Genomic DNA, 12,303 nt, shown 5'->3' on the forward strand with positions numbered 1-12,303 from the left:
TGAAAGTGCTCGATGACGGTGTATTCGGCGGCAGCATCAAGCTCGCCCCGGCTGACTTCGAGCGCAGCGTCGACAGCGTGAGCGAAGGCCTGGCGGCCTTACGCAAGCAGTCACTCTCGTCACTGACCAGCCGGCTCGATTATTACCATGAACAGGCCACTCAGCAGTTCGTGCCGGTGGCGGCAATTTTCAGCATTCTTGCCCTGGCAGCGCTGTATCTCTTCATGTGCCTCCAAGCGTCGATCCAGCGCAGCGCCAAGGGCATTACGACCTTGGCCGAGTCCCTGCGTGACGGCAATCTATGCGTCGAAGTCGCCGTCGAAGGGCGTGACGAACTCGCTGCCATCAGTGCTGCGCTCAACGTCGCGGTGGTGCAACTGCGCACCAGTCTGTTGGGCGTCAACCACGAAACCCAGCAACTGGGCTCTGCGGTGCTGACCCTCAATGCGCAGTCCGGCAGCACGCTCAACGAAGTCGAAGATCAACAACAGCAAATCAGTCAGATCGCAGCTGCGGCCACCGAGCTGGCCGCGACGTCCATGGGCGTTGCCCGCAGTTGCGAAGCCGCATCCGGCAGCGCGCAGGCTACCCGAAGAATCGCCGAAGACAGCAGCCGCGACAGTCAGCGCACCACGGCGAGCATTCAGCAGTTGAACCAGAAGCTGACCGACACCGCCAACGCATTGGGCAAGGTCAGTGAGCAGGGGCAGCAGATTCAGTCCGTGGTGGACACCATTCGCGGCATCGCCGAACAGACCAACTTGCTGGCGCTCAATGCCGCCATCGAAGCGGCGCGTGCGGGAGAGCAGGGCCGTGGCTTCGCCGTGGTCGCGGACGAAGTGCGCAGTTTGTCGCAGCGGACCCAGGCGTCCACGGCGCAGATTGCCGGGACCGTGGACAGCCTGCGTTCGACCGTCAGTCAGGCCGTCAGCCTGATGGAGGCAGCGTGTGGCCAGGCGATGAGTGATGCGCAATCGGTGACCGGACTGGGCGAGCGGCTGGAAGAGATCGCCAGCGCGGTTCAGATCGTCACTGACACGCTGGCGCAGATCGCCACGGCGGTCGAAGAGCAGGCCGCGACGGCGGATGAGGTGAGCGGCAACATTCAGCAGGTGGATCAGGCCGCTGGCCGGTTGCTGGAAGGTGCGCGAGCCGTCAATCAGGCCGCGGACACCTTGACCAAAGGCAGTCGGGCCTTGAGCGACAACACGGCAAGATTCCAGTTGGGGTAAGCCGAGCAGGCAAAGCATGGAGCCGTCATTTCGCGATCGGCGCACTTATTCATGCGCTTCAGTGCGGCGTGGGTTGAAAGAAGAAAGCCTGGCGACGTATAAGACTCGTCGCTTTCTCATCGTCTTCTGATACCCATCGCCGTAGGGGATTTTTCCATGACCGACAGCAGTGCCGCAGGTGCGGCGGTTTATTCGCCCCTGACATTAGCGTTGTACGACGCCTGGGTGCTGGGCATTTCCAATCGGTATGCCTGGCGTTGCCCGACTAATGACGTGTTGTTGCCGTTCTTCCGCGCCAACGTGCGTGCCCACCATCTGGATATTGGCGTCGGCACGGGTTATTACCTGGCGAAAGCCAAGCTGCCGACGAACACCCAAATCACTCTGATGGACCTCAATCCGAGCAGCCTGGCCGCTGCCAAGCGCCGGATCGGCCGGCCAGACACGCGCACCCTTCAGCATGATGTGATGACGCCGATCCCCGGGAGCGAGCGCTTCGACTCGATCTCGCTGTTTTACCTGCTGCATTGCCTGCCAGGCCCGCTGGAAGCAAAGGCGGCGATCTTTGCTCACCTCAAGCACAACCTGAATCCGGACGGCGTATTGTTTGGCGCAACGATTCTGGGGGACGAGGCGGGGCACAACGGATTCGGGCGCAAGCTGATGGCGGTCTACAACAAGAAAGGCATCTTCGGAAACAGCCAGGACACCCACGCCGGTTTCGAGGCGCATTTGCGGACTCATTTTCGCGAGGTAACGCTCAAGCGTGAAGGGGTGGTTCTGCTGTTTCGCGCAGCGCAGCCGATCGTCTGAGCCGCGACACGAGAGATCAGCGCTACAGGCAGATGCAAGCCGCTGAAAGCACAAAGCCCGCGGATCACCGAGTGATGCGCGGGCTTTGACGTTCAACGAGGTTCGTGGAGGTCCACGAGCGCGTTCGACGTTAAATCCTAATTGTAGCTGAAGAGCACTATTTTTATTTGGGGCTTGCGTGAACGAATCGAATTTGTAGTCACCACCGTATATACTTTAGTGGAGCGTGCTTCTGGTAATGTATCTCCTGAATGTCCGACGCCCTCCTCGATACCCAATTATTGCTGACTGCTGCCTACCTAGGTTCGGGCGAAGCAACAAAGTATTTGCTTTCCAAAAGTGCGGTAAATTCAAAGGTGTCGTACAGACAGAAATTTACCACGTACCGTAAAATTTCCTTTCCTGAGGAATCCAATTCGGTTCCTACATCATAATAGAACACATCTTTGTGTTCACCTTTCGCATCATCACGGACGAGCTGACTGCTGTAATGTTTGCTTATAAACTTCTCGTCTTCGCTTGCCTCCTCGCGAAGGAAGCTATGTGGCAACAAAACAACCTTGCCAAGCCATGCCCAGTCTGACTCATGGAAAAATAATCCCTTTGCCATTGACTTAAAGAAGTTATTAAACCTTTTGGTGTCGAAGGCATACGAGATGGTTTGCTGCTCATTGCCATCGTTGTCGAAAATTACCTCGTCTCGGTAGTCAACTGAAAGTAAGCCTAGCAACCCAGTACCTATTCCAGCCTGAGCCAGTTCGGAAAAACTCTTCATACCAGCGGCATGGTCATCTTTGAATTTTTCTGCAATCTCAAGAAATTTCTGAAAATCTTCCTCGCTCTTCAAGCGTCCCGGAATTTGCTCACCTGCGCGATTTAAGGCTCGAAGATGGACCTCAAATAGCGGGGCTAGTTGCTCCTTGCCATCCAACTTTGCAGATGAGAGTAATACCGCCCGTACGTACTCGTCATCCTTCGATTTCTGCTGGTTGTGAACGTCGCAGGATGGTACAGAGATCAACCCATCCCTCTGTCCCTTTATGAAAAAACTTTGCGGCGGAACATGCTCCATCCCCGTCGCGGGTTTCTCACAGTAATAACAAGACATGACCACTTACCTTCTTTAGACGACACATTAAAAATTGAGGCTGCTCGTGACAGCATTTTGCTATGTTTTGAGTTCGTCTTGGTAGGTTTTGGGTATTTTCTGCTGAAATATCTCCAGATTTTCATCTTCATCTTCATCTTCATCTTCATCTTCATTTTCTCCGAATGAATTACCAACTCTCAATTCGACGTCTTGCCGTCGGAACATCCCTACCCTCGATTACACCTTGCATTCTGAATGAGCCGCCTGGTTGTGGCGTCACAGGGGATCAAGCAGGTACTCGTCAAAGAACCGCCATCCGCTTTTCAGGATTTTCAGTGTCATGCCCTGGTCTGATTGGCCTGGCGCAAGGCGACGCTTGCTTCATTACTTTTCGTACAGAGCGTAATCCGGTGTGTCACGAAATTCTCCGTGCAAAAATATGTGAGTGCAAATCCGTGACCGCTCTCTGCACTATCTAGAAACTCCCAGTATCGAAATTAAATGATGTTGGAGAAAACGAATGCAAAAACTGAGGCGTAAGGCGGTCTGCGAAAAATTGGGCGACATAAATCCTGTAACTTTGTGGCGTATCACGCGAAATGATCCATTATTCCCAAATGCAGTTCATATCAATGGCCGTGTAATAGGTTGGTTAGAGCGTGAGTTAAATGCTTGGCTGCAACAGCGAGCTGCGAAGAGGGTGTCAATTAAAACATCTGAAACGGATGCACAGGGGTGAATGACGGAAACGTCGATCTAATGAAGGGCGGCGTAAATCTGCTTGGTCGGATCGACACCATGCAGAAGAAATACCTGCGCAGGAAAGAACTGAAAAGCGCCGGGGGAATACTCCTATTAGAAAAGGTTGTCGATGAGGCTGAGACAGAAAGTTTTCGGTCGCAAAGCATGGTTTCGAAACAGGCCTAAATTTGACATGAATATACCGGCTATTCGGGTGAAAGATATCCGCTTGGCTATGGATGTAGCAATATTTAGGATTGGTAAGAAAGATAAGCGCGCAGGTGAGATAATGCGTCACGAACTAAATGATGGCTATGTTGAGGTAAAGGCAGGGCCAGATGGGATGGCCTCAGTATGGGATTACGATATTATTCTTATGCTGACTTCACTTCTAGCCGAGTCTATAAACCTGTACAAGCAGGGTAAAGCAAAGAAGCCCGGCAAGATTTTTAGATCCGGTGTTGGTGATATTTTAAAGTTCTGTAGGAAAGGCGATGGCGGCAATTAGGCAAGTACCATCGAATCCGCATTGGATAGGCTTAAAGGCACTACGCTCAAACTAGTAAGGCTAAATAGGAATATAGATGGTCGTCCTGTTCGTGAGGTGCTAGCTGAGGGGCTTATAAGCTCCTACTCAGTTATTTCGTATACAAGGTCTGGAAAAGTAGGAGAGGTTCAAATAGAGGTTCCAGAATGGCTGTTCTGTCAGATTTGCGAAAATGATATAGATGTTTTAACTGTGCATCCAGACTATTTTTCCATAGAGTGTGGTGTGGGGAGGTTTGTCTATCGGCTAGCACGGCGTGTAGCCGGTCGAGATCTAGCTCGGTGGACATTTAAAAAGATATATGAGCGAAGCGGCAGCTCTTGAAAGCAGAAAAAATTTAATTATTTTCTCCGGGTTTTGATAAAAAACAACTGTCTTCCCGAGTATGAGCTTCATGAGGAGCGAGGAAAAACAGGCCCCAGTCTTGTCATGGAGAGAAGGGTTTACACGACGGTTTAGCGCTTTCTCGCAGATGGGGATTTTCAGGGGTTCTCAAAAATAAGGATAGTTACTTCTTGGTCACGTACATAAGGAACCCAGCTCGTCTATTAGGAACCGTATTCCGTACAATAGGGTCTGTTCTCCGTATATCTGGAACCGACCGATTGTGTATTGCATTGTTTTGACTAAGAAAAAATCACGCTTACGAAGCTAAAACGATTGAAACGTATAAAACTCCTTATTGCAGGTAACCCCCCCGCGCAGCATTCGGAAATGCCTCAACCAGGCACACTTTGTTTGCATCACTGGCGTCTGAACCATCCTAATTGGTTGACGTTGCTCTCATCGTTGTCTTAGTTTTTCCGGAGCCAAGCAATACTCGAAAAAGGCGGTCTCACGCTGCTCTCAGTAATCACGGCCATGTCCGCTCGGTATGTCATACGGTGAGAAAACTTGATGCGATGTACGAGATCACTATGTAGCTGCTGGTTTGCTGAGTGGGTGACGTGCCGGCACCATGGCCCCGTTGGCATCCACTGAATCTTACTTCGATTTGTAGACCCGTCTAGGGTCGCAATGGGTAGACCATTGAAGTCAGTAAGGGCTGCGCCGGCTCCAAGGCGAGGGCCAATTAGAGAAAACCCTAATGACATCTGCTGAGGGCTCGAGGTCCCAACGGTTTCCGTTGAACCTCCTGAGAGCATCTATAGACGCTCACCACCAAGCAGCGTAGATTGATGTCATTGGGCCAGCTCGAATCGTGATCTCAGCAGGCTGATGGATTCCAGAACCGGCCACCACCTAAACGTGGCTCTTCTCAGAAAGGACGAGAGAAATGATCGAGTCGATACGCCTAGCCAATATTGCCAGCTATGGCAGTCCTGTGACGGTAGACAAGCTAAAAGAGATCAATTTCTTCTACGGCGCCAATGGAGCCGGGAAGACCAGTATCGGAAGGCTAATCTGCGATCCATCAGTATCAGACACCTCTCAAGTGAATTGGCTCAAAGGTTTACCTCTAGAAACTCAGGTATACAACAACGACTTCATCGAGAAAAACTACACATCTGTTTCAAACCTGAAAGGGGTGTTCACTCTGGGCGAGACCCAGCAGGCCCAGCTCGACCAGATAGCCGCGCTTAAAAAAGAGATAGGCACCCTCGGTGAGGGTAGAGACAAGTATCAAGACAACTTGGGCGGCCCTGATACAAAGGGCGGAAAAGTAGCCGAGCTTACTGCTCTTGAAGCGGCCTTCAAAGATAAGTGCTGGGCCCAAAAGCGCAAGCACGATGATGTATTCGCAGTTGCATTTAGCGGTCTAAGAAATAATGCCGACTATTTCAAAGTTAGAGTCATATCGGAAAAAGGCTCTAATACATCCGATCTATTCGACATTACAACCCTTACTGAAAAAGCGAAATTACTTTACGGGGACGCACCCGCTCTGCTCGACAAGATCCCCTCGCTGAACGCTGAATCACTTGTTCTGGTTGAGGCAGATCCAATTCTTGAAAAGAAGGTCTTGGGTAAAAGCGATGTCAATATAGCTGCAATGATTGCCAGGCTGAATAATAGTGACTGGGTAAGGCAAGGTGTAGCGTATTTTAAGGAAAATGGGGATAATTGCCCTTTCTGCCAGCAAAAAACTTCTGAGAGCTTTGAGAAAAGCTTAAACGAATATTTCGATGAGTCATTCGAAACTGATACGGCAGCAATCGAAAAATTGCGCAACTCCTATCAGCAAGGTGCGGATTTGCTAAGTCAGCAGATAGGTCGACTAGCTGATGTACAATCAGAATTCGTAGACAAACAAATACTAGAGGCAAGTTTAGGGCTACTACACTCACTTATCATCATAAATCTCCAACGTATTGACAACAAAAAATTAGAGCCCAGTTCCGAAGCTCGGCTCGAACCAATTCGCCAGGTTTTGTTAGATATTGCCAAAATTATTGGCGACGCCAACGCTAAAATTTCCGAGCAAAATGGTATAGTTGCAAACTTCAAGTTTGAACAAACAAAACTCACGGGTCAGGTTTGGAGATATATCCTAGATGCCGAGCTAAAAGACACTATTGCTGATTATGAAAAAAACAAAGCCGCTTTGGTCAAAGCCATCGCTGGCCTCACTGCTCAGGTGGATAAAGTTAAACTGTCCATCCTTGAGAAAGATAAAGAACTTAAGGAGCTGGAAAGCAAGACAACCAGCATTCAGCCTACGGTAAACGCCATTAATCGTCTTTTAAAGAGCTTTGGCTTCAAAGGGTTTTCACTCGCGCTTACGTCCACTGGCGACTCCTACCGACTTCTCAGGGCCGATGGCACTGACGCTAAAGCGACCTTGAGCGAGGGTGAGAAGACGTTTGTTACCTTCTTATACTTCTATCATCTGTTGAAGGGGAGCCCCACCACATCAGGTATGACGGCCGACCGTGTTGTGGTGATAGATGACCCAGTCTCCAGCTTAGATAGCGACATCTTGTTCATAGTCGCCAGCTTGATCAAGAAGCTGTTCACCGAGATTAGGGAGGGTAAAGGGTATCTCAAACAGATCTTCATCCTCACCCACAACGTGTATTTTCATAAAGAGATCACGTTTCATCACAAACGAAAAGCCAAGGGCAATGCCTTGGCGGACGAGTCCTTTTGGATCATCCGAAAGCCTGCTCAGAACTCGAAGGTGGAGCACTACACTACCAACCCGATCAAAACCTCTTACGAGTTGTTGTGGGCAGAGCTGAGAAAACCTGACCCGCAGAATCTGACCATCCAAAACACCTTGCGACGCATCTTGGAAAACTATTTCAAAATCCTAGGAGGCATTGATCTACAGGACTTGTGGGAGCATTTTGAGGGCGAGGAAGCTGTCCATTGCAAATCCCTAATCTCCTGGGTCAATGACGGTTCTCATTTTGCCCATGATGACCTATACGTGGTTATCGACGAGCCGATGGTCGACAGCTACTTGAAAGTGTTTTTCAAGATATTCAAGCAAACCAAGCACATACCCCACTACCAGATGATGATGGGCGAGCAGTACGTCGATCTTGACCCTGACGTCGCTGAGGCCGACGCGGGCGTGGAACCAGTCAACGCACCTCAAACAGGGGTAGCGTCCCTTCAACTGGCTGACAGCTCAGGGCAGGTCACCCATGAGGCGCAGGAGTCTCTGCCGAATGACCATGTGCTTCCATTTGCATCCCTAAGCATTGCGATACCTCCGGCGCCAATGGATCAGGAGCCGCCCTTTTGATTGATCAGCGCATTCCTTCGCGACTCCAATGGTTGCCCCGGGAAACTATGAGGTGGGTTTGACCCACCTCATGGTTTCTGGCCACGTTATGGCTTCATCAACCAAGTCTTTTGTTTGCGCTAGTTTTTGATGCTTCACTGTCGTCTTTGGAGGTGCGCTTTCCGCGGTTTTTAGCAGATGTGCGTTTGCATTCATACACCAACACTCCAAGTGTGAAACCGATGGATAGCGTTACGCCATAGTTTGCGTACGAAACTCCTAATATTTTTGCTATCCAGCTGAACAGAAGGGCAGCAAGCCCGCCTGAAAATAATTTGATTAAGTTTTTAAGATTGTCCCAATCACTTTTGTGCGTTGGTTCAGTTGCCATAGTGTTGTGGTTCGAGATGTTTGCTATGTCAATAGTCCTCTGTTTTTCGTCATGATTATAGTTGGCTTTATAAAGTTTTCGCGACTCTATTTCTTGCTCGATTAAATCGTGGGACGGTAAAAAATCTAATTGGTTCCAGTAGTATGTCTTAACTCCATAGGCTGAGAGTAGTGTGCTGGAGGTCTGAGGGCTGGGTAATAGTTGTATATATCGATCATCCAATAAAGCAAAGGTGCTTCTGTTACTCTTGGGGGCGTTAATTAACTTCATCCGCTCTGGGGCAGGATAAGTTTCCTCCCTGACTTTTGCTGAGATCATTCTGCGGTGGCGATGCATTAACGCGACCCTGTTTTTCCCTTCGTGTGCCCAGATAATACCTAATGGTTTCACCCATATGTACTCGGCGGTTTCAAGCCCCATGCTGTCAGGATTACCGCTAAAAAATTCTAATAGTTTGTCTAGTTTTTCAGATTTAACATCATCAGGTTTCCACGCTATGCTGGCCCCTAATACGAAAGATGGATCGACGGATGCAATAGTGTAAGAAGAGTTTACGGATTCTGTTTTTAGGAATGGTGCTATGCGGTAAAGGAAACTGAACCCGTGATACGCGCATGTATTCCCAGATTGCATCCAATCATCAATAAACTCTTGGCCCACAAGCGAGCGGCTCTGAAGATCCATGCTGATTTTCTTATCAACAATACGTCGAACTATATTAAGCAGCCTCAGGTTCGTCCCCATTTCTAGGCTTGGTAGCTGAACCTCATCCATACGTAAGTTCCTTGTAATTCTGCGACGGGAGTTAAAATTCCGTTTATTAAGCAATCTCGCAATGCTGGTGTATGTGTTTTTCACTGGCAAGCACCATCCCGTTGCGACACTGGCCGGGTCAAGGGGTTGGTGCGGCCCGCAGCACCGAAGGGGCGAGGACTTGAACTGGCCTAATGATTTTGGACATCTCAATCGGGCGCTTCACACTTATCCCGAGCATTAGCTAACGAGATTTCTGGATAGTCGCCTAGGGCGAACCACGAAGCCTTGCCGCTCAACTTGAAGCGGTATCACCATGCTCGTACTCCGTTAGGCTTCACCTCAAGGTAGAGTCCCCTAGCGTCGTTGATGCGATACAGCTTGTCTTTGGGCTTTGCGGCTCGGCAGTGAGCATCGGTGAGCATGAGATGATCTGTATTTTTAGGATATCTGCATCGTATACACCTAAAAATGCCTGTCCAAAAAACGTATACACCTATGTAGTCGATTTTTTTGTATATGGGTCAGTAGTCTCATGCAAGCTATAGAAACGAAAAAGCCCCGAAATTCGGGGCTTTCACGGGTTTTCAGGGGGCTGATGTAATCTACAGAAATCTCCTGAAATGCCAGCTACAATTTAGACGTTGAAACGGAAGTGCAGAACGTCGCCGTCCTTGACGATGTAGTCCTTGCCTTCCAGGCGCCATTTGCCCGCTTCCTTGGCACCGGCTTCACCCTTGTACTGGATGAAGTCGTTGTAGGCGACGCATTCGGCGCGGATGAAGCCTTTTTCGAAATCGGTGTGGATCACGCCGGCCGCCTGTGGCGCGGTGGCGCCGACACGGACGGTCCATGCACGAACTTCTTCGACACCGGCAGTGAAGTAGGTCTGCAGGTGCAGCATCTCGTAGCCGGCACGGATCACGCGGTTCAGGCCAGGCTCTTCAAGGCCCAGGGCCTCCAGGAACATGTCCTTTTCTTCGCCGTCGTCGAGTTCGGCGATTTCCGCTTCGATCTTGTTGCAGACCGGCACCAGCATGGCGCCTTCTTCTTCGGCGATGGCGCGAACCACGTCCAGGTGCGGGTTGTTCTCGAACCCGTCTTCAGCGACGTTGGCGATGTACATGACCGGCTTGGTGGTCAGCAGATGGAAGCCCTTGATGACGGCTTTCTCATCGGCGTTCATGCTCTTCATCAGGCTGCGCGCGGGTTTGCCCAGCGTGAAGTGAGTGATGAGTTGCTCCAGCAGGCCTTTCTGGACCACTGCGTCCTTGTCGCCGCCCTTGGCGTTGCGCGTGACTTTCTGCAGTTGCTTCTCGCAGCTGTCGAGGTCAGCGAAAATCAACTCCAGGTCGATGATCTCGATGTCGCGCTTCGGGTCGACGCTGTTGGAAACGTGAATCACGTTCTCGTCTTCGAAGCAGCGAACCACGTGAGCAATGGCGTCGGTCTCGCGGATGTTGGCGAGGAACTTGTTGCCCAGGCCTTCACCTTTGGAGGCACCGGCAACCAGCCCGGCGATGTCGACGAATTCCATCGTGGTCGGCAGGATACGCTTGGGGTTGACGATGTCGGCCAGGGCCTGCAGGCGCGGGTCCGGCATTGGCACGATGCCGGTGTTCGGTTCGATGGTGCAGAAGGGAAAGTTCTCCGCCGCGATACCGGATTTGGTCAGGGCGTTGAACAGGGTGGACTTGCCGACGTTGGGCAGGCCGACGATGCCGCAGTTGAATCCCATGGTGTTTCCCCTCGAGTGATGTCAGGCCTTCTGGCTGTGCAGGACGCGCATCGCCTTGGCGAAGTCGCCAGCGAGTACATCCGGCAGCACGCCGAGGGCAAAGTCGATGCTGGCGTCCAGTTTTTCCTGCTCGGCGCGTGGCGCTCGACCCAGGACGAAGTTGGACACCAGACTGGCGTCGCCCGGGTGGCCAATGCCAAGCCGCAGGCGGTGGAAGCCGTTCTGGTTGCCGAGCTGCGCAATGATGTCGCGCAGCCCGTTATGCCCGCCGTGCCCGCCACCCAATTTGAGTTTGGCGACGCCCGGAGGCAGGTCGAGTTCGTCGTGAGCCACCAGAATGGCTTGCGGAGGAATCCGGAAGAAACCCGCCAGAGCTGCGACGGACTGGCCGCTGCGGTTCATGTAGGTGGTGGGAATCAGCAGACGAACGTCTTGGCCCTGATGACTGAATTTAGCCGTCAGGCCGAAATATTTGCGGTCAGCGGTCAGATTGACACGCTGGGCGCTGGCAATGCGCTCAACGAAAAGAGCCCCTGCGTTATGCCGGGTCTGTTCGTATTCGGGGCCTGGATTTCCCAGGCCGACGATCAGTTGGATGGCGGTCACGTCAGGGGCTCTTCCTTGGGTCGAGTGTGATGATGGCGAGCATCATCACGGGTTCAACCGGCTAGCGAGTAATAATTACTCTGCTTCGCCTTCTGCGGTGCCTTCTTCGTCTTCGTCCTGGACAATGCGAGGAGCGTGGACGTTAGCGATGTCCAGGTCCTTGTCGTGGGCCAGAGCGACGAATTCAACACCTTTAGGTGCCTTGATATCGGACAGGTGGACTTTGTCGCCGATTTCCAGCGCGCCCAGGTCAACTTCGATGAACTCAGGCAGATCTTTCGGCAGGCAGGTCACTTCCAGCTCAGTGGTAGTGTGCGAGATCTCGCCGCCTTTCTTGATCGGTGCTTCTTCGTTGATGAAGTGCACTGGAACGATAGCGGTCAGTTTCTGGCCAGCTACGACGCGGATGAAGTCAGCGTGCATGATGAACTGCTTGGCAGGGTGACGCTGCATCGCTTTAACGATGACGTTCTGCTTGGCGCCAGCAACGTTCAGCTCGATTACGTGGCTGTAAGCAGCTTCGTTTTCGAACAGTTTGGCGAGTTCCTTGGCTTCGATGGTGATCGAAGTCGCTTCCTTGCCACCGCCGTAAACAACGGCTGGGACAGAGGCGGCGAGACGACGCAGGCGGCGGCTCGCACCTTTCCCCAGGTCAGTACGCGCTTGGGCGTTCAGAATAAAATCAGTCATTTTGTATCTCCAATATAGCCATGACCGAG

General features: G+C 51.6%; 10 protein-coding genes and 2 pseudogenes. 6 read left to right on the forward strand and 6 right to left on the reverse strand.

Features of this window, described 5'->3' with window-relative positions:
- Positions 1 to 539 precede the first annotated feature (539 nt).
- Positions 540 to 1,232, forward strand: coding sequence for a methyl-accepting chemotaxis protein (locus tag OKW98_RS27445; protein WP_416148428.1), 693 nt, complete (start codon positions 540 to 542; stop codon positions 1,230 to 1,232).
- 156 nt (positions 1,233 to 1,388) lie between these two features.
- Entirely contained in the window at positions 1,389 to 2,045 is a 657-nt protein-coding gene (locus tag OKW98_RS05575) for a class I SAM-dependent methyltransferase (RefSeq protein WP_265388290.1), read from the forward strand.
- A 295-nt stretch (positions 2,046 to 2,340) separates the two neighbouring features.
- On the opposite strand, the gene OKW98_RS05580 is transcribed toward OKW98_RS05575, so the two are convergent.
- Positions 2,341 to 3,153, reverse strand: a complete 813-nt coding sequence (locus OKW98_RS05580; protein ID WP_265388291.1) for a hypothetical protein — start codon at positions 3,151 to 3,153, stop codon at positions 2,341 to 2,343.
- A gap of 502 nt (positions 3,154 to 3,655) precedes the next feature.
- Between OKW98_RS05580 and OKW98_RS05585 the strand changes: the two genes are divergently transcribed.
- The 4 genes and pseudogenes from OKW98_RS05585 to OKW98_RS05600 all read left to right on the forward strand — a co-directional run bounded on the left by OKW98_RS05585 (position 3,656) and on the right by OKW98_RS05600 (position 8,117).
- Positions 3,656 to 3,874 carry a helix-turn-helix transcriptional regulator gene (locus tag OKW98_RS05585; RefSeq protein WP_265388292.1) on the forward strand — a complete coding sequence of 73 codons (219 nt, stop codon included), beginning with the start codon at positions 3,656 to 3,658 and terminating at the stop codon, positions 3,872 to 3,874.
- Entirely contained in the window at positions 3,871 to 4,062 is a 192-nt protein-coding gene (locus tag OKW98_RS05590) for a hypothetical protein (RefSeq protein ID WP_265388293.1), read from the forward strand. The genes OKW98_RS05585 and OKW98_RS05590 overlap by 4 nt, the downstream gene beginning before the upstream one ends.
- Positions 4,063 to 4,111: 49 nt before the next feature.
- Positions 4,112 to 4,747: pseudogene (locus OKW98_RS05595) on the forward strand (replication initiator protein A).
- Between the two features lie 952 nt (positions 4,748 to 5,699).
- Positions 5,700 to 8,117 (forward strand): AAA family ATPase, encoded by a 2,418-nt coding sequence (locus tag OKW98_RS05600; protein ID WP_265388294.1) that lies wholly within the window; start codon positions 5,700 to 5,702, stop codon positions 8,115 to 8,117.
- Between the two features lie 97 nt (positions 8,118 to 8,214).
- Here OKW98_RS05600 and OKW98_RS05605 read toward each other — a convergent pair whose 3' ends face one another.
- From OKW98_RS05605 to OKW98_RS05625, 5 genes and pseudogenes are all read right to left on the reverse strand, one after another.
- Entirely contained in the window at positions 8,215 to 9,261 is a 1,047-nt protein-coding gene (locus OKW98_RS05605; RefSeq protein WP_265388295.1) for a hypothetical protein, read from the reverse strand.
- A 200-nt stretch (positions 9,262 to 9,461) separates the two neighbouring features.
- Positions 9,462 to 9,665: pseudogene (locus tag OKW98_RS05610) on the reverse strand (Arm DNA-binding domain-containing protein); the annotation flags it as partial.
- A 212-nt stretch (positions 9,666 to 9,877) separates the two neighbouring features.
- On the reverse strand, positions 9,878 to 10,978 hold the full coding sequence (ychF, locus tag OKW98_RS05615) for a redox-regulated ATPase YchF (RefSeq protein WP_265388296.1): 1,101 nt from the start codon (positions 10,976 to 10,978) through the stop codon (positions 9,878 to 9,880).
- Between the two features lie 21 nt (positions 10,979 to 10,999).
- On the reverse strand, positions 11,000 to 11,584 hold the full coding sequence (gene pth, locus OKW98_RS05620) for an aminoacyl-tRNA hydrolase (RefSeq protein ID WP_108120616.1): 585 nt from the start codon (positions 11,582 to 11,584) through the stop codon (positions 11,000 to 11,002).
- Positions 11,585 to 11,659: 75 nt separating this feature from the next.
- Positions 11,660 to 12,274, reverse strand: coding sequence for a 50S ribosomal protein L25/general stress protein Ctc (locus tag OKW98_RS05625; protein WP_265388297.1), 615 nt, complete (start codon positions 12,272 to 12,274; stop codon positions 11,660 to 11,662).
- Positions 12,275 to 12,303: the final 29 nt, after the last annotated feature.

The sequence above is a fragment of the Pseudomonas sp. KU26590 genome (genome assembly GCF_026153515.1).
Classification (GTDB): Bacteria; Pseudomonadota; Gammaproteobacteria; order Pseudomonadales; family Pseudomonadaceae; genus Aquipseudomonas.